Origin of the sequence: Enterobacter asburiae, assembly GCF_024599655.1 — a bacterium.
Classification (GTDB): domain Bacteria; phylum Pseudomonadota; class Gammaproteobacteria; order Enterobacterales; family Enterobacteriaceae; genus Enterobacter; species Enterobacter asburiae_D.
In genome coordinates, this window is the sequence record NZ_CP102247.1 from 42,654 (window position 1) to 60,301 (window position 17,648).

16 protein-coding genes and 1 other annotated feature are annotated in these 17,648 nt (G+C 58.0%); of the genes, 5 read left to right on the plus strand and 11 right to left on the minus strand.

From position 1 onward, the window contains the following. The first annotated feature begins 84 nt into the window (after positions 1-84). A complete protein-coding gene (gene dsdX, locus NQ230_RS00195; protein ID WP_257259474.1) occupies positions 85-1,422 on the plus strand; it encodes a D-serine transporter DsdX in 1,338 nt (445 codons plus the stop codon). A gap of 17 nt (positions 1,423-1,439) precedes the next feature. Beyond that, on the plus strand, positions 1,440-2,726 hold the full coding sequence (gene dsdA, locus NQ230_RS00200; protein ID WP_257259476.1) for a D-serine ammonia-lyase: 1,287 nt from the start codon (positions 1,440-1,442) through the stop codon (positions 2,724-2,726). An 81-nt stretch (positions 2,727-2,807) separates the two neighbouring features. Here dsdA and NQ230_RS00205 read toward each other — a convergent pair whose 3' ends face one another. From NQ230_RS00205 to NQ230_RS00220, 4 genes are all read right to left on the minus strand, one after another. Continuing rightward, the gene (locus tag NQ230_RS00205; protein WP_080329767.1) at positions 2,808-3,155 is read right to left on the minus strand and encodes a DUF202 domain-containing protein; all 348 of its coding nucleotides are present in this window, start codon (positions 3,153-3,155) and stop codon (positions 2,808-2,810) included. Beyond that, the gene (locus tag NQ230_RS00210) at positions 3,145-3,492 is read right to left on the minus strand and encodes a YidH family protein (RefSeq protein ID WP_121426085.1); all 348 of its coding nucleotides are present in this window, start codon (positions 3,490-3,492) and stop codon (positions 3,145-3,147) included. Before NQ230_RS00210 ends, NQ230_RS00205 begins: the two co-directional genes overlap by 11 nt. A gap of 92 nt (positions 3,493-3,584) precedes the next feature. Next, on the minus strand, positions 3,585-4,907 hold the full coding sequence (locus NQ230_RS00215) for a 6-phospho-alpha-glucosidase (protein WP_257259480.1): 1,323 nt from the start codon (positions 4,905-4,907) through the stop codon (positions 3,585-3,587). Next, positions 4,904-6,526: an alpha-glucoside-specific PTS transporter subunit IIBC gene (locus NQ230_RS00220; protein WP_047646753.1), complete on the minus strand. Its 1,623-nt coding sequence runs from the start codon at positions 6,524-6,526 to the stop codon at positions 4,904-4,906. The genes NQ230_RS00215 and NQ230_RS00220 overlap by 4 nt, the downstream gene beginning before the upstream one ends. 221 nt (positions 6,527-6,747) lie before the next feature. On the opposite strand from NQ230_RS00220, the gene NQ230_RS00225 reads away from it, so the two are divergent. Then, positions 6,748-7,494 (plus strand): GntR family transcriptional regulator, encoded by a 747-nt coding sequence (locus NQ230_RS00225; RefSeq protein WP_193941572.1) that lies wholly within the window; start codon positions 6,748-6,750, stop codon positions 7,492-7,494. Here the strand turns inward: NQ230_RS00225 and NQ230_RS00230 are convergent. From NQ230_RS00230 to ibpA, 3 genes are all read right to left on the minus strand, one after another. After that, a complete protein-coding gene (locus tag NQ230_RS00230; RefSeq protein WP_032662051.1) occupies positions 7,462-9,123 on the minus strand; it encodes a putative transporter in 1,662 nt (553 codons plus the stop codon). The genes NQ230_RS00225 and NQ230_RS00230 overlap by 33 nt on opposite strands. A gap of 172 nt (positions 9,124-9,295) precedes the next feature. After that, positions 9,296-9,724: a small heat shock chaperone IbpB gene (gene ibpB / locus NQ230_RS00235; RefSeq protein WP_257259485.1), complete on the minus strand. Its 429-nt coding sequence runs from the start codon at positions 9,722-9,724 to the stop codon at positions 9,296-9,298. Between the two features lie 136 nt (positions 9,725-9,860). After that, complete coding sequence (gene ibpA, locus NQ230_RS00240) at positions 9,861-10,271, minus strand: small heat shock chaperone IbpA (RefSeq protein ID WP_257259486.1); 411 nt, start codon at positions 10,269-10,271, stop codon at positions 9,861-9,863. Then, positions 10,265-10,336 (minus strand) — a sequence feature (ROSE (Repression Of Heat Shock gene Expression) occurs in the 5'-region of heat shock genes and acts as an RNA thermometer to modulate expression.). Its footprint overlaps the gene before it by 7 nt. A gap of 248 nt (positions 10,337-10,584) precedes the next feature. Between ibpA and NQ230_RS00245 the strand changes: the two genes are divergently transcribed. Then, a complete protein-coding gene (locus tag NQ230_RS00245; RefSeq protein ID WP_032640291.1) occupies positions 10,585-10,917 on the plus strand; it encodes a YceK/YidQ family lipoprotein in 333 nt (110 codons plus the stop codon). Here the strand turns inward: NQ230_RS00245 and NQ230_RS00250 are convergent. The 3 genes from NQ230_RS00250 to NQ230_RS00260 form a co-directional block, all read right to left on the minus strand. Continuing rightward, positions 10,914-12,143 carry a YidR family protein gene (locus NQ230_RS00250; protein ID WP_257259488.1) on the minus strand — a complete coding sequence of 410 codons (1,230 nt, stop codon included), beginning with the start codon at positions 12,141-12,143 and terminating at the stop codon, positions 10,914-10,916. The two genes, NQ230_RS00245 and NQ230_RS00250, sit on opposite strands and share 4 nt — an antisense overlap. A 50-nt stretch (positions 12,144-12,193) precedes the next feature. After that, positions 12,194-13,006, minus strand: coding sequence for a sugar-phosphatase (gene yidA, locus NQ230_RS00255; protein ID WP_121423362.1), 813 nt, complete (start codon positions 13,004-13,006; stop codon positions 12,194-12,196). A gap of 115 nt (positions 13,007-13,121) precedes the next feature. After that, entirely contained in the window at positions 13,122-14,147 is a 1,026-nt protein-coding gene (locus NQ230_RS00260; protein WP_257259492.1) for a zinc-dependent alcohol dehydrogenase family protein, read from the minus strand. Positions 14,148-14,257: 110 nt separating this feature from the next. On the opposite strand from NQ230_RS00260, the gene NQ230_RS00265 reads away from it, so the two are divergent. Continuing rightward, positions 14,258-15,193 (plus strand): LysR family transcriptional regulator, encoded by a 936-nt coding sequence (locus NQ230_RS00265; protein WP_257259495.1) that lies wholly within the window; start codon positions 14,258-14,260, stop codon positions 15,191-15,193. A gap of 34 nt (positions 15,194-15,227) precedes the next feature. Here the strand turns inward: NQ230_RS00265 and gyrB are convergent, their stop codons facing one another. Beyond that, positions 15,228-17,639 carry a DNA topoisomerase (ATP-hydrolyzing) subunit B gene (gene gyrB / locus NQ230_RS00270; protein ID WP_213823197.1) on the minus strand — a complete coding sequence of 804 codons (2,412 nt, stop codon included), beginning with the start codon at positions 17,637-17,639 and terminating at the stop codon, positions 15,228-15,230. Positions 17,640-17,648 lie beyond the last annotated feature (9 nt).

A 17,648-nucleotide genomic window follows, 5' to 3' on the forward strand; every position in this document is an offset into this window, starting at 1 on the left:
ATCTGAACGCCAATTTATATCGTTTGTCAGCCCACGCCGTTTTTTCGTCCAATACCCACAGATGACATAAGGGTGAGGTGAGATATGGGATCTCAGGTCTGGGTTGTGGCAACGCTGCTGGTCAGCATTGTGTTGATTGTTTTAACCATCGTAAAACTGAAGTTTCACCCGTTCCTCGCGCTGCTGCTGGCGAGCTTTTTCGTCGGCGCGATGATGGGGATGAGCCCGCTGGATATGGTGAACGCCATCGAGAGCGGAATTGGCGGTACGCTGGGCTTCCTGGCGGCGGTGATTGGCCTGGGCACCATTCTCGGCAAGATGATGGAAGTCTCCGGCGCGGCCGAGCGCATCGGGATCGCGCTGCAGCGCTGCCGCTGGCTGTCGGCAGACGTGATTATGGTGCTGGTGGGCCTTATCTGCGGTATCACGCTGTTCGTGGAAGTGGGCGTCGTACTGCTGATCCCGCTGGCGTTTTCCATCGCCAAAAAGACCCACACGTCGCTGCTCAAGCTGGCCATTCCGCTCTGTACCGCGCTGATGGCGGTACACTGCGTGGTGCCGCCGCATCCTGCGGCCCTGTTTGTGACTAATAAATTAGGCGCGGACGTCGGAACGGTGATTGTCTACGGTTTGATGGTGGGCCTGATGGCCTCGCTGGTCGGTGGCCCGCTGTTCCTGAAACTGCTCGGCGACCGTCTGCCGTTTAAACCGGTTCCGGCTGAATTTTCAGACCTGAAGGTGCGGGAAGAGCACACCCTGCCGTCGCTGGGCGCCACGATTTTCACGGTGCTGCTGCCGATTGCCCTGATGCTGGTGAAAACCATTGCCGAGTTGAATATGGCAAAAGAAGGCACGCTGTATACGCTGCTGGAGTTTATCGGCAACCCGATCACCGCCATGTTTATCGCCGTGTTTGTCGCCTACTACCTGCTGGGGATCCGCCAGCATATGGGCATGGGCACGATGCTGACGCACACCGAGCACGGCTTCGGCTCTATCGCCAACATTTTGCTGATTATCGGCGCGGGCGGCGCGTTTAACGCCATCCTGAAAACCAGCGGACTGGCGGACTCGCTGGCGCATATTCTCTCGAACCTGCCTATGCACCCTATCCTGCTCGCCTGGCTGGTGGCGCTGGTGCTGCATGCCGCCGTCGGCTCCGCGACGGTGGCGATGATGGGCGCCACGGCGATAGTCGCGCCGATGCTGCCGCTCTACCCGAACGTGAGCCCGGAGATCATCACCATTGCCATCGGTTCCGGTGCCATTGGCTGCACGATCGTGACCGATTCTCTCTTCTGGCTGGTGAAGCAATACTGCGGCGCGACCCTGAATGAGACCTTCAAATACTATACGACGGCGACGTTTATCGCCTCGGTGCTTGCACTTGGCGGCACATTCCTGCTTTCCTTCATTATCTGAGCGCGAAGAGACGTATTATGGAAAACGCAACTATCACTACTTTAACCGCACAGTTTCCTCTGGTTGAGGATCTGATCGCCCTGAAAGAAACCACCTGGCTTAACCCGCGCACCACGACGCTTGCAGAAGGGTTGCCGTACGTCGGGCTGACCAAAGCCGACGTGGACGACGCGCACGCTCGCCTCAAGCGCTTCGCGCCGTACCTGGCGAAAGCCTTCCCGGAAACGGCAGAAACGGGCGGGATTATCGAATCCGAACTGGTCGCGATCCCGGCGATGCAGGCGCGGCTGGAGAAAGAATCTGCGAAGTCTATTCCCGGCACGCTGCTGCTGAAAAAAGACAGCCATCTGCCGATTTCCGGCTCGATTAAAGCGCGCGGCGGCATCTATGAGGTGCTGACCCACGCGGAGAAACTGGCGCTGGAAGCCGGGTTGCTGAGTATTGAAGACGACTACAGCATTCTGCTGGAGCCGCGCTTTAAGGACTTTTTCAGCCAGTACAGCATTGCAGTAGGCTCAACCGGCAACCTCGGGATGTCCATCGGCATTATGAGCGCACGCATCGGCTTTAAGGTGACGGTGCATATGTCTGCCGACGCCCGCGAGTGGAAGAAAGCCAAACTGCGCAGCCACGGCGTCATCGTCGTGGAATATGAGCAGGATTACGGCGTGGCGGTAGAGCAGGGACGAAAAGCGGCGGAAAGCGATCCGAACTGTTTCTTCATTGACGATGAAAATTCCCGCACCTTGTTCCTGGGCTATGCCGTTGCAGGCGAGCGCCTGAAGGCGCAGTTTGCCGAACAGGGCCGTGTGGTGGATGCCGATCACCCCCTGTACGTCTACCTGCCGTGCGGCGTCGGCGGCGGCCCCGGCGGCGTGGCGTTTGGCCTCAAGCTGGCCTTTGGTGACAACGTCCACTGCTTCTTCGCGGAGCCAACGCACTCCCCGTGCATGCTGCTGGGCGTTTACACCGGCCTGCACGATGAGATCGCGGTGCAGGATCTGGGCATTGATAACGTCACAGCAGCGGACGGTCTGGCGGTAGGACGCGCCTCCGGCTTCGTGGGCCGCGCGATGGAGCGCCTGCTCGACGGGTTCTATACGCTTTCCGACCAGAGCATGTATGACATGCTCGGCTGGCTGGCGCAGGAGGAAGGGATCCGCCTGGAGCCGTCGGCGCTGGCGGGGATGGCCGGGCCGGTGCGCGTTCATTCGCATACCAACGTTACCCACCTGGTTTGGGCGACCGGCGGCGGGATGGTGCCGGAAGACGAGATGGCGAAGTATCTGGCGAAAGGGAAGTAATTATGCCGGGTGGCGGTTGCGCCTTACCCGGCCTACGTTCGCGGTAGTTGTAGGCCCGGTAAGGCGTAGCCGCCACCGGGCTTACAGGCTCACAATTTGCTGAATGTGTGTAACTGCAAAGAGTAAAGACAGAGACAGCACGGCCAGCGCGATCAGGAACTTATCGCGCACCGCTTTCGGCTGGACAAAATCGTTCTGCGCCACGTCCATCAGGTTACGGCTGCGGGTATAGCGCCATAAAATGATGGCTACCAGCGCCAGCACAACAATCGAGATCCAGAATGGCACCCCCGTGCGGTGCCAGTTGTGCTTAATCGCCAGGGCAATCAGCGCGCCATACCCCAGCAGCGTTCGCAGCCAGGCGAGTGACGTCCGCTCCGGCTGCAGGCCGGGGTCCGCTTCGCGCCGCGCTTTGCGGCTATCCGCCATAGAACACCAGCAACATTACCACGCCCGCCACCGTCAGCAGAATCGTGCTGATGATCAGCAGCCCGCGCGTATAGGGCAGATCCTGCTTCAGGCGCATCGCCTTTTCGTTTCGCAGCCAGCGCAGGTAGCCGTAAATCGCCAGCACGCCCGCGAACAGACACAGTAGCAGCGCCAGCACTTCACGGATCAGCGGCGTGGCGAAATCAGGCGCGAGCTGATCGAGACCGACCCCTGCGGCAAGAAAGCCCAGCGCGGTGCGGATCCACGCTAAAAAAGTGCGTTCATTAGCCAGAGAGAAGCGGTAGTCCGGCGCTTCGCCGAGGCGGGAAATTTTCATGAAGGTTCCTTGTCGTGCTTCGGGCAGGCTTCAGCATAGCGTAAATCGACAAGGACAAGGAGACCGGCATCGGGCGATGCCGGTCAGGACGATTAATGCAGCTCTGGCCAGTACTCTTTGTTGGCCTCGATCAGATCATCCAGAATCGCTTTCGCGACGGATGCGCTCGGCACGGTTTTCGACAGGGTGATCGCCTGCCAGAGTTTCTGGTACGAGCGCTGCTCCCAGGCATCCACCACCAGTTTTTCCACCGCCACCTGCTGGCTCATCAGCCCTTTCTGGAAGTGTGGAATATCCCCTACGGTCAGCGGTTCCGGTCCGTTATGGCCGACCAGGCACGGGATCTCCACCATCGCGTCGGTATCAAAGTTATGGATGGCCCCGTTGTTTGGCACAATCAGCAGCATCCGCTCCTGGGTGTTGAAGGCGATTGCCGTCGCCAGATCGACGATGTACGACGCATGTTCGTCGATTTCCAGCTCACCGGCGGCGGAGTTACCGGCTTCGATAATCGCCCGGCAGGCGCTGAACACGTGCTTCTCACGGTGATCCATAACTTCATTGGCGCGGGTCCGTTCCGGGTTGGAGTGCGCGACCACATAGTCCGGGAACAGGTAATACTTCAGGTAGGTGTTCGGCATGGTGTCCGGATCCAGCGCCTGCACGTCTTTTGCTTTGGCAAAGGTATCGTTCCAGCTCGCTTCGGTATGCGCATCCTCCGAAGGCGGAACATAGCCGTTTTTCGCCACGTATTCGCGCAGTTTCGGCATCAAATCGTTGCCGTTCAGATCTTCAATCGACGTCCACCAGCCGAAGTGGTTCAGGCCGTAGTAGCGCACGCGCATCTCTTTGCGGTCCTTGAGGCCGACAATCTGGGCCATGCGCCCTTCAATGCCGATCGGCATATCGCAGATGTTGAGGATTTTGGCGTTCGGGCGCAGGCGGCGCGTGGCTTCCGCGACAATCGCCGCCGGGTTGGAGTAGTTCAGCATCCACGCGTTCGGGGAGTATTGCTCCATATAATCCACCAGCTCCAGCACGCCGCCGATAGAGCGCATGCCGTAGGAAATCCCGCCCGGTCCACAGGTTTCCTGGCCCAGCACGCCGTGGCGCAGCGGGATTTTTTCATCTTTTTCGCGCATCGGGTATTTGCCCACGCGGATATGCGCCATCACGAAATCCACATCGGTAAACGCCGCTTTAGGATCGGTGGTGTAGCTGAATTCAATCTCCGGTGCCTGCTCCCTGAGGATAATTTTGCACGCTTCGGCGATGGTCTCCTGACGCGCGCCGTCGTTGTCATAGAACTTCAGCGCGCGCAGCGGGAAACGGTCACGGTTGGCTAACAGCATCAGGACGATACCAGGCGTAAAGGTGCTGCCGCCGCCTGCAATGACAACTGAGAATTTTTTCATGATATAGCCTCTGTCAGGGTGGTTTGTTCATTCGATAAAGGGGTTTTCATCAGCGATTCCAGCTGGTCGCGCACCTGAGGAACGTGCAGGCCGACAATCACCTGAATGCCGTTGCCGCGTCGCACCACGCCGTGGGCGCCGAGGGCTTTGAAGACGTCATCGCTTTGGGTTTTCGCCATATCCACCAGCGCAATGCGCAAGCGGGTGGCGCAGTTGTTGATGCTTTCGATGTTGGCCGCACCGCCGAGCGCCTGTAAGAACCCGGCGGCCTGCCCGACCTGCTGGCTGGCCGCCGCCGGGGCGGTGGTTTGCCCCCGCGCCGCCTTATAGTCGGCCTTGCTGTAGAGTTTGATTTCGCTCTCTTCCCGGCCCGGCGTTTTCAGGTTCAGACGTTCGATCAGCGTTTTGAAGACCACGAAGTAGATGCCGGTGAAGCAGACGCCGATGCCGATCTGGGTGAATACCGTCGAGGCGTGGTTATGGAACATCGGGATCCAGTTTTGCGGCAGGAACTGGTCCAGCAGGCCGCCGCCCATGTTCCCGACCACGCCGAAGGCGTACATCACCGTTGCCATGGTGGCCGCCAGCACGGCGTGCACGGCAAACAGCAGCGGCGAGATAAACAGGAAGGTGAACTCGAGGGGTTCAGTAATGCCCACCAGCACCGCGGTGAGCGTAGCCGGGACCAGCAGGCCCGCCACCTTGACGCGGTTTTCCGGCGACGCGGTGTACCAGATAGCGAACGCAATCCCGACCGAGCCAAACACTTTTGAGTTGCCGTGCAGCGCGAATCCGCCTTCCGGGAAGAGGGTTTTCAGCGGCAGGGTACTCTGGCTGAATTCCTGCAGATGCTGCGCCCAGTAGACCTGAATCCCGCCTTCCACCGCCGCCGGTCCGAAGATAAACGGACCGTAGACGAAGTGGTGCAATCCGGTTGGGATCAGAATGCGTTCCAGGAAGGTATACACCCACACGCCCAGCGCACCGGCAGAGCGCAGGAACGCCTGCAAGGACTCAATGCCCATCTGTACTTTCGGCCAGCCCAGCAGCGTCAGCCAGGCGCAGGGGATCATGACGAAGAACGCGAGGATAACGACAAACGAGCTGCCCTGGAAAATCCCCAGAAAGACCGGCAGCGGCTTGTCGAAGTAGCGGTTGTGGATGGCGGTGACGATGCCTGAAATCACAATGGCCCCGATGATGCTGGTATCCAGCGTTTTGATCCCGGCAATCATCGCCAGTCCGCTACCGGCCGTGGGTTCGGCGGAGAAGTCGACGCCAAAAAAGTGGCCCCAGGTCATCCCCATCGCGTTAATGAAGTAGTTCCAGGTCAGAAAGCTAATCAGCACCGCCAGACAGGCGCGGCCCTGCGCCTGCTTCGCCAGGCCAATCGGCAGGCCGACGGCAAAAATCAGCGGCATATTGCGAAACACCGCCCAGCCGCCCTCTTCAATGATGTGAACGATCTGCGCGAAAAGATGATCGGGGGCCGTTAGCGCTTCGCCGACAAACAGCGGGTTGCGAAGCATGATGGCGATTCCCACCACGATCCCGGCGAATGGAAACAGCAACACCGGGGTAAACATGGCACCGCCAAAACGTTGTATTTGACTGAGCATTTTTAAATCCTCATGAAACAACCTGTAGGGGTAGAGGCCTTTATGGTTTTTTGCTGGCCTGAGGTGAGCATAAGAACTTACTGATGCGCGAACATGGCGTGCCGCTGCGATTCGTGATCGCATTCATGGTTTTATTTTGACCAATCAGGTCTACTTTTTGCGGTAAATATGGACATGTCAGGATGCAATCCACACCCTGATAAGGGCAGAGAGGTCTACTGGTGATCTACAAATCTATTGCCGACAGGTTGCGGCTGCGGCTGAATTCGTCGGACTACAACATCGGCAGCCCTCTGCCCGGCGAAAAAGCGCTGGCGCAGGAGTTCGGCGTGGCGCGAATGACCATCCGCAAGGCGCTGGATCTGCTGGTGAGCTGGGGGCTGGTTGAGCGGCGGCACGGCAGCGGAACCTTTGTGTCGCGCAAAGACGTTCACCACGAAACCACCAACCTGACCGGGCTGGTGGAGGTGCTGCGTCAGCAGGGAAAAGAGGTGCAGAGCAAGGTCTTACAGTTCGAAGTGATGCCCGCCCCACCCGCCATCGCCAGCCAGCTGCGGATCCAGGTGGATGAGCGGATCTACTTTTCCCGGCGGGTGCGCTACGTGGACGGGAAGCCGCTGATGCTGGAAGACAGCTTTATGCCGGTGAAGCTGTTTCGCAACCTCTCGCTGGCGCATCTTGAGGGGTCTAAGTTTGATTACATCGAGAAGGAGTGCGGGATCACCATCAGCGGCAACTACGAGAGCCTGACGCCGGTGCTGGCAGATAAAGCGCTGGCCGGTTATATGAATCTTCCGGAACAGACGCCGCTGCTGCGCATTACCTCTCTCTCCTACAGCGACAGCGGCGAGTTCCTCAATTATTCCGTGATGTTCCGAAATACCAGCGATTACCAGGTGGACTACCATCTGCGGCGCATCCACCCGGACGACCTGCTAGCTCATCCCCCAGAACAGCACCGCCAGTAGCTGCGGGGTAATGATGCGCAGGAACATCACCAGCGGATAGACGGTGGCATAGGAGAGCGCGGCCGCACCGCTGGTGGCGTGCAGGTTGTTGGCAAAGGCCAGCGCGGGCGGATCGGTCATGGAGCCCGCCAGCATGCCGCACAGGGTCAGGTAGTTCATTTTGGCGAACATCCGCGCCAGTATTCCCACCGTCAGCAGCGGGATCGCCGTGATAAAGATGCCGTAACCGACCCAGCTCATCCCTTCGCCCTTGACCAGGGTATCGACAAAATCCCCGCCGGATTTTAGCCCGACCACCGCCAGGAACAGCACGATGCCCAGCTCGCGCAGCGCCAGGTTGGCGCTCGGCGGCATAAACCAGTAGAGCTTGCCGATACAGCCGATACGCCCGAGGATCAGCGCCATAATCAGCGGCCCGCCCGCCAGGCCCAGCTTGAGCGCCACCGGGAAGCCCGGGACGTACACCGGAATAGAGCCGAGCAGCACGCCGAGCCCGATACCGATAAACACCGGCAGCATCTGCACCTGCTGCAGTTTTTGCTGGGCGTTACCCACCATATCCGCCACGGCGTCGATGGACGACGGGCGCCCGACCAGGTTGAGGATATCCCCGAACTGCAGGCTGGCCTCCGGGCTGGCGACCAGCTCGACGCCCGCACGGTTGAGACGGGAGATCACCACGTCGTAGCGCTCTTTAACCTGTAGATCGCGTATTTTCTTGCCCAGAACGTGCTCGTTAGTCACCACAACGCGTTCCACGCGCATATCGGTGCCGCGGGTTGAGAGAGAGGTATCCACTTCCTGACCAATCACCAACCGCGCGTTGTTTAAATCGCCGGGCTGGCCGACCAGGTGCAGCAGATCGCCCTGCTGAATGACGGTGCCGGGCGCGGGGACCATCAGCATATCGTCACGCTTAAGGCGGGAGCAGATGATATTGGCGCTGTTCAGGATCGGCACGTCCTGAATCGCCATATTGTTCAGGTTGGGGTTATCGACCCGAATGTTGATGGTTTTGATCGGCATATGGCCGTTGGTGAGCGTGGTTTCGTGGTCCTTCGCCTCTTTGTCGACGTTAATGCGAAACAGGACGCGTACCAGCCACATGGAGAGCAGAATGCCGCAAATTCCAAACGGATAGGCCATGGCGTAGCTCATCCCCATCTGGTCGACGATGCCGGGTTCGATACCCAAATCGCGCAGGATTTGCTGCCCGGCACCGAGCGCAGGCGTATTGGTGACCGCCCCGGAGAAAATGCCCAACACCACGGGCAGCGGGATATCGAAGATTTTGTGCAGAATTGCGGTGACCAGCCCGCCCATCACCACAATGCCGAGGGCAAACAGGTTGAGCCGTAATCCGGAGACCCGAAGTGAGGCGAAAAAGCCCGGTCCCACCTGAATACCGATGGTATAAACGAAGAGGATCAGGCCGAACTCCTGAGTAAAGTGGAGCATTTCGGCGCTGAGGACCAGCCCGAGTTTGTCGGCGAAGTGCCCGACAAAAATGCCGCCAAACAGCACCCCGCCTATCCCAAACCCGACGCCGCGGATTTTGATATTCCCTATCCACAGGCCAACAACAGCGACCAGGGCCAACACGCTTACGGTTAACGCGATATCACTCATGATCCACTTCCTGTGCATAACCTTAGTTATGCTAAGGATTCTCTCAGAGCCGGATGCGATTGTATGGGCGATGGCGCACAAAAAAGCCCTGCCGGGGCAGGGCTTCGTGCAGTCTGTGAGTATTGTCGGGTGGCGGCTGCGCCTTACCCGACCTACAGGTTCGGCGGGCTTGTTAACTGTTTAACGCCGGCCGCTCGCTAATGGCGATACGCTGCGGCGCGATGGCTTCCGGCACGTTGCGGAGCAGGTCGATATGCAGCAGCCCGTTGGTAAACGTTGCGCCGGACACTTCCATATGGTCTGCCAGGGTAAAGCTCAGGCTAAACGGCTGATTAACCAGCCCCTGATGCAGCCATTTGGTCTCGGTCTCTTGTTTTTCCGGCGTACCTTTCACGGACAGGCGAGTGCCTTCAAGCTGGATGTCCAGATCGTCCTGGCGGAAACCGGCCAGCGCAAGGGTGATGCGATAGTGGTTATCGTCGCTTTTTTCGATGTTGTACGGCGGAAACGTCTGTTGCTCATTGCTGCTTTGCAGGGCGTTAGCCAGTTTGTCAAAACCAATCCACTGACGCAGCAGGGGGGATAAATCGTAGTTACGCATACTAAATCTCCTTCTGAGAAGCGAGTTCGGCACAGTTTAATTTTGTGCGCAGTTGTTCCTGCAAATCCTGATGGATTCGCATATGCTCCCGTTACGGCAAGCAAGTCCGGTTGGGCCGCTTACGCGACCCGCGTAATTAGTTAATTTCGATACGGCGCGGTTTTTTCTCTTCCGGAATCACGCGTTCCAGTTCGATAAACAGCAGACCGTTGACCAGGTTCGCGCCTTTAACGTGAATGTTCTCGGCTAACTGGAACTTGCGTTCAAAGTTGCGCTCGGCGATGCCCTGATACAGGTAGGTACGTTCTTTCTGCTCGGCCGTATGGGAACCTTTCACCAACAGCAGGTTGTCCTGCGCGGTGATCTCCAGTTCGTTTTCTGCAAAACCGGCGACGGCAATGGCGATGCGGTAGTGGTTTTCGTCAACCAGCTCAACATTGTATGGAGGGTAGCCGTTGCTCTGGCTTTGGTTATTTTCTAAATGGTTAAACAGGCGGTCAAAACCAATTGCAGAACGGTATAGCGGAGAAAGATCGAAGTTACGCATAAATAAAACTCCTGAAATCAGCGAGAAATTGTAGCCTTCCACCATGGACAGGCCTTTGCGCCCCCGAACACCCATCAGGCGAGTTCGTTATCGGGCCACATTCTTAAAATGGGTCTGCAATCGGGCTTTTCAAGCACGACAACTGCACTTTTTTTTGCACTTTCCGGCATCTCGCTTAGACTGGGACAACAGCACAAAGGGTTAAATTGCGATGGCTGCCACAGTGCGGGGTTATCGGGCTATCCATTTTGGATAAGGCTCGCTATAACCCTGAGTTGCAGGTCTATGCAGTGCCATTAACGATGACTGAGTGATGATGAAAAATGTTCTGATAAAGCTGACGACGTTCAGCGGGGTAGTTTTACTTTGCGGGTGTTCGAGCGTGATGTCTCACACCGGCGGTAAAGAAGGAACATATCCGGGGACGCGGGCCAGCGCGGCAATGATCTCCGATGACGATACAAACTGGGGTACCAAATCCCTGGTTATCCTGGATATGCCGTTTACGGCCGTGGCGGATACGCTTTTGCTACCGTGGGATATGTTTCGTAAGGACAGCTCCGTGCGCTCACGGGTAGAAAAAAGCGAGCAGGAGAATCTGGCCACAAACGCCGTCATCCCGCCCGCAGAGATGCCTCCACGCTAGTTCTGCGCGGTTTCCGTTGCCCAAAGCTGACGGAAACCGCCTGTCTCTTCCATCCATGCAATAACGCGCCCGTCCGGGGAAAACACGACCGCATCAGCAGACGGCGGGTTGCCGTGATCGGACGTCAAAAACGTCACCTCTCCGCTCTGCGCGTCGCAGCAGGCGATCCGGTTTTCGAGCACAAACCCCAGACTATCGCCCGCAGGATGCCAGTTAAATGCTGACTGAATATCGCTCCCGGTATGCGTCAACTGGCGCGGCTCGCCGCCCTCAGGAGAGATCAGCCACAGCTGCACAATGCCGTTATCATCCCGCATCAGAAACGCGATCTGCGTCCCCTGCGGGTTGCTGCGTACCCAGTGACGCGGCAGGTTCACCAGGCCTGGATACGCCCTCTGATGCGTAAAGGTCAGACGACGCTGCATCACCCCGGCAGGCGGCGCTGGCAGGGTCACTGTCGTGCCCTGCAGCGGCGCATCGCCCACCCGCTTCCAGCCCTGCTCGTCTTTCGGCAGGTCGACGATAAACAGTTCGGGTACTTTTTCGCCCTGCGCAGAGAGGGTGTCGCCGATAAACGCCAGCCTGTGGTTTCCCACCCAGCCCTCTTCGTAAGCGCGGTTGATTTCATCGCTGCCCGGCTGTGGATCAGGCGTCGTGCGGCTAACCAGCACGCTCCAGAAGGTTCCCGAATATTCACGGGGATGGTTTCCCTGCGGGTTCACCGGGCCGTAAGGCGCAGCCACGCCGACGTTGCGTAAATCAAGTTTAGGATCGCGCTCGTGCAGGACATGGTCGTTATAAGTAAAGCTGACGAGCTGCCCGTTCGGGCTGAAGACATGGACGTGGCTGCCGCCGCGCAGCGCACCTGGGGTGTAGGGCGCAGTGATATCCATCGCGTCCAGGTTGCTCACCTGACCGTTTTGCGCAATCACTCCCTGGCGATGATGAAAATCGTAGTGCCAGTCTGCGTCCGGGTTTTTCGGGCCGTGGATAAAGACATATTTATCCTGGGCAGGATGAACGGTCACCACGCCAACGTGCGCGCCATCGGTGGCGCGATAAACCACCTCTACCTCACCCGTACCGACATTGACCCGCTCGATGGTTTCGCCGGTGAACGACGCACCGGACGGGCGCACGTCGTAGACCAGCCACTGGCTGTCCGGCGTCCAGGTATTGATGTTTGTCAGCTGGTGGTTACGGGAGGCGAAGGTGATTTGTTTCATGAGGATACCCTGATGCGCAGTTATCGCATCAGGGTATCGCAAGCGGGTTTTTAGTTCAGCACAAACTTCTCAATGGCGTAAGCCACGCCGTCTTCGAGGTTGGATTTGGTCACAAAATTAGCCACTTCTTTCACCGACGGGATCGCGTTATCCATCGCCACGCCCATGCCTGCGAACTCAATCATCGCGATGTCGTTTTCCTGGTCGCCCAGCGCCATGATCTCTTCCGGCTTGATACCCAGCGCATCGGCCAGAGATTTCACGCCGGTGCCTTTATTGACGCGTTTATCGAGAATTTCGAGGAAGTACGGCGCACTTTTCAGCACGGTGTACTTCTCTTTTACCTCCGCCGGAATGCGCGCAATCGCTTTATCCAGGATCTCCGGCTCGTCGATCATCATCACTTTCAGGAACTGCGTCGCCGGGTCCATTTTCTCCGCTTCACAGAAGACCAGCGGAATGGTCGCAACGTAGGATTCATGCACCGTGTAGTAGCTGATATCGCGGTTGGCGGTATAGAGCGTATTGCGATCGAGCGCGTGGAAGTGGGACCCCACTTCCCGGGACAGCTTTTCCAGGAACAGGTAGTCATCGTAGCTCAGCGCGGTTTGCGCAACCGTACTGCCATCTGCGGCTTTCTGCACCAGCGCGCCGTTATAGGTTATGCAGTAGTCGCCAGGCTGATTCATGTGCAGCTCTTTCAGGTAGCTGTGTACGCCCGCATACGGACGCCCCGTGGTCAGGACCACATTCACGCCCTTTGCGCGCGCCGCGGCGATCGCGTTTTTAACGGCTGGAGAGATGGTGTGGTCTGGCAGCAGCAGCGTGCCGTCCATGTCGATTGCAATGAGTTTGATAGCCATGAGTTCCCCGGAATAAATGAGTGCTGCCTCATGCTAACGCGATTAAGCCCACAAAAATAGAGCTACATTGCGCAACAGAAACACCCCTTTTACGCTTATCCCGGGGAACAAAGGCTTAATCGCGGGTGAGAACGATTTTACCGAACGCCCCGCGATCGAGATGTTCAAACGCCTGTTCAAGCTCGTTAAAACGGTAGCGATGTTCGATCACCGGCTTCAGTCCGGTGACATCCACAGCGCGGATAAAATCTTCCAGCGCCCGGCGGTGACCTACGCCAATCCCCTGAATGACGGGGGATTTCAGCAGCAGTTCGCCAGCAGAGAGCGTGATTTCCGTCCCGGCCAGCACGCCAATCACCGATATACGCCCGTGAACAGCAACGGCGCGCAGGGAATGCTTCAGGTTCTCTCCCCCTACGGTCTCGATAATATGGTCGATGCCGCGATCCTGCGTGAGCGCCAGCGTATTTTCAGCCCAGTCGCCTTTCAGCCGGTTGATGCCCTGGCTGGCCCCCAGCGTTTTGGCCAGCGCCAGTTTTTCATCACTCCCCGAGGTGACAAACACCTCCGCCCCGTGCGCTTTTGCAATTTGCAGGGCGAAAATCGCCACGCCGCCCGTGCCCTGCACCAGCACCGATTGCCCGGCGCGCAGCTGGCCGCGCTCCACCAGCGCAAACCAGGCGGTAAGCCCTGCGCAGGGCAGCGTGCTGGCCTCGGCGTCATCCAGAGTCTCCGGAGAGGCCGCCAGCGCGTCCTCCTTCACAATCACATACTCGGCCAGCATGCCCTGGAAGTATCCGCCGGACGTTTTATAGGGCAGATTGCGCGCGTCCGCCTGCGGCTTACCGTCGATCCACTCAGGGAAGAAGGTTGAGATGACGCGTGCGCCGGGTTTGAAGCGGGTAACGCCTTCACCAATGCTCTCCACCACGCCCGCCATGTCAGACGCCGGGGTAAACGGGAAGGAAAGCGGGATCGGCATTGTGCCTTCAACAACCATTTTATCGCGATAGTTAAGCGCAACGGCATTCACCCGTACGCGCACTTCACCCGGGCCGGGCTGTGGAACGGGTGCCTGAGTCAGCTTGAGGTTCTCGCGCCCGAGGGCGTCCATGGACCAGCGTTGCATTGTCTCTGTCATGTTATTTCTCCTGCCATCAGATGAGCTTTAGTCCTGACAGTCTACCGTTGACTAAACGTCGCCAGTGGCGATAAGTTTTCTCTTTATTGACGCCAGAATAGATACAATCCATGACCGATACGCTGAAGGATATTCCTGTTTTTGTGGTCGCCGTTGAGGCGGGAAGTTTTGCTCAGGCCGCAGTTCGCCTGCATTTGTCACGCTCGGCGGTAGGGAAAAGCATTGCCCGCCTCGAGGAGCGGCTTGGGGTACGTCTTTTTCACCGCACCACCCGCAGCCAGAGTCTGACCGATAACGGCGCCCTTTTTTATGAACGCTGCCTGCGCGCGCTGGAGGAGATGCGGGGTGCGGAATCGCTGCTTGAAACAGGGAAACAGCAGGTCAGCGGTCGCCTGCGCGTTGCCATGCCGGTGCTGTTTGGTCGCCAGTGTGTCGCCCCGCTGCTGATAGCGCTGGCGCAGGAACACCCCGGGCTTGAGCTGGAAATGTCATTCAGCGACCGCGTGGTGGATCTGGTGGAGGAAGGGTTTGATATGGCGGTGCGTAACGGCACGCTTCAGGACAGCAGCGTGCTGGTCGCCAGAAAGCTGGGAGAACACTGCATGGTGCTGTGCGCCGCGCCGGAGTATCTGCAGAAGAAAGGCCAGCCACAAAGCGTTAATGATTTACCCCAGCATACGGCGATTAACTATTTGAGCGCAGGCAGAGTGTTATCCTGGCAACTGATGGATAACGAAGGAACGTCGCACACCTTTACGCCCCGATCGTCGCTCAATATGGATGATTTGCAGGCGATCTGCGACGCTGCGCTGGCCGGACACGGCATTGCATGGCTGCCCTGCTGGATGGTCGTCAAAGATATTCACCAGGGTAAACTCGTCCCGCTCCTGAAGCAGGCACCGGATGTGCATTTCAACGTTCATGCCGTGTGGCAGCAGACGCCGCATCTGCCGCTGAGGGTAAGAATAGCGATAGATACGCTGGCGAGCCGTTTACCGTCCGTGATGTCGCTGGATATGCCTGCGCCCATAAAAAAGCCGCGCTAAAAGCGCGGCCAGTTATCGTGCGGTATAACGACGATTAAATATCGATATTTGCCGCTTTCAGGGCGTTCTCTTCAATGAAGGCACGACGTGGTTCAACCGCATCGCCCATCAGGGTCGTGAACAGCTGGTCCGCAGCAATCGCGTCCTTAACGGTGACGCGCAGCATGCGGCGGCTTTCCGGATCCATGGTGGTTTCCCACAGCTGGTCCGGGTTCATTTCGCCCAGACCTTTATAGCGCTGGATCGCAAGGCCACGACGGGACTCTTTCACCAGCCAGTCCAGCGCCTGCTCGAAGCTGGCTACCGGCTGACGACGTTCGCCACGTTCGATGAACGCATCGTCTTCAATCAGGCCACGCAGCGTCTCGCCAAGCGTGCAGATACGGCGGTATTCCGGACCGGTCACAAACTCGTGTTCCAGCGGGTAGTCGGTATCAACGCCGTGGGTACGCACGCGCACAATCGGCTCGAACTGCTTATCGGCGTTCTGCTGGATATCGCATTTCCACATGCTGCCGTGCTGCTCTTTCTCGTTCAGATCGGTCACCAGGGCGTTCACCCAGCGGGTCACGGTCTGCTCGTCGCTCAGATCGGCTTCGGTCAGGGTTGGCTGATAAACCAGCTCCTTCAGCAGCGTTTTCGGATAGCGACGTTCCATACGCGTGATCATTTTCTGCGTCGCGTTGAACTCGGACACCAGACGCTCCAGCGGCTCACCGGCCAGTGCAGGGGCGTGCGAGTTCGCGTGCAGGGTCGCGCCATCAAGGGCGATTGCGATTTGGTACTGATCCATCGCTTCGTCGTCTTTAATGTACTGTTCCTGCTTGCCTTTCTTCACTTTGTACAGCGGCGGCTGTGCAATATAGACGTGGCCACGCTCAACGATTTCAGGCATCTGACGATAGAAGAAGGTCAACAGCAGCGTACGAATGTGCGAGCCGTCGACGTCCGCATCGGTCATGATGATGATGCTGTGGTAGCGCAGTTTGTCCGGGTTGTACTCATCACGGCCGATGCCGCAGCCCAGCGCGGTGATGAGGGTCGCCACTTCCTGAGAAGAGAGCATCTTGTCGAAGCGCGCCTTCTCAACGTTGAGGATTTTACCCTTCAGCGGCAGGATAGCCTGGTTCTTACGGTTACGGCCCTGCTTCGCAGAACCGCCCGCGGAGTCCCCTTCCACGAGGTACAGTTCGGACAGCGCCGGGTCGCGTTCCTGGCAGTCAGCCAGTTTGCCCGGCAGGCCTGCTAAGTCCAGCGCGCCTTTACGACGGGTCATTTCACGGGCTTTACGCGCCGCTTCACGGGCACGCGCCGCATCGATAATTTTGCCCACCACGATTTTCGCGTCGGACGGGTTTTCCAGCAGGTATTCGCTCAGCAGTTCGTTCATCTGCTGTTCAACCGCCGATTTCACCTCGGAAGAGACCAGCTTGTCTTTGGTCTGTGAGGAGAACTTCGGATCCGGCACCTTCACGGAGACAACGGCAATCAGGCCTTCACGTGCGTCATCACCGGTGGCGCTGACTTTCGCTTTCTTGCTGTAGCCTTCTTTGTCCATGTAGGCGTTCAGGGTACGGGTCATCGCCGCACGGAAGCCCGCAAGGTGAGTACCGCCGTCACGCTGTGGAATATTGTTGGTGAAGCAGTAGATGTTTTCCTGGAAACCGTCGTTCCACTGCAGCGCCACTTCCACGCCGATACCGTCTTTTTCCGTGGAGAAATAGAAGATATTCGGGTGAATTGGCGTTTTGTTCTTGTTCAGATACTCAACGAACGCTTTGATACCACCTTCGTAATGGAAGTGGTCTTCTTTGCCGTCACGCTTGTCGCGCAGGCGGATAGAGACGCCGGAGTTCAGGAACGACAGTTCACGCAGGCGTTTCGCCAGGATGTCGTACTCGAATTCGGTGACGTTGGTGAAGGTTTCGAGGCTAGGCCAGAAACGCACCATGGTACCGGTTTTGTCGGTGTCGCCAGTAACGGCCAGCGGTGCCTGCGGCACGCCGTGCGTATAGAGCTGACGGTGAATTTTGCCTTCGCGCTGGATAACCAGCTCCAGCTTCTGCGACAGGGCGTTTACTACGGAAACGCCTACGCCGTGCAGGCCGCCAGAGACTTTATAGGAGTTATCATCAAACTTACCGCCTGCGTGCAGAACGGTCATGATCACTTCTGCAGCAGAGACGCCCTCTTCCGGGTGAATACCGGTTGGGATGCCACGACCATCATCGGTGACGGAGACGGAGTTGTCCGCATGGATGGTGACCACGATGTCTTTACAGTGACCCGCGAGCGCTTCGTCGATAGCGTTATCTACCACCTCGAATACCATGTGGTGCAGACCGGTGCCGTCATCCGTGTCGCCGATATACATACCCGGGCGCTTACGCACCGCATCCAGTCCTTTCAGGACTTTGATACTGGAGGAGTCATAAGAATTCGACATCAACGTTTC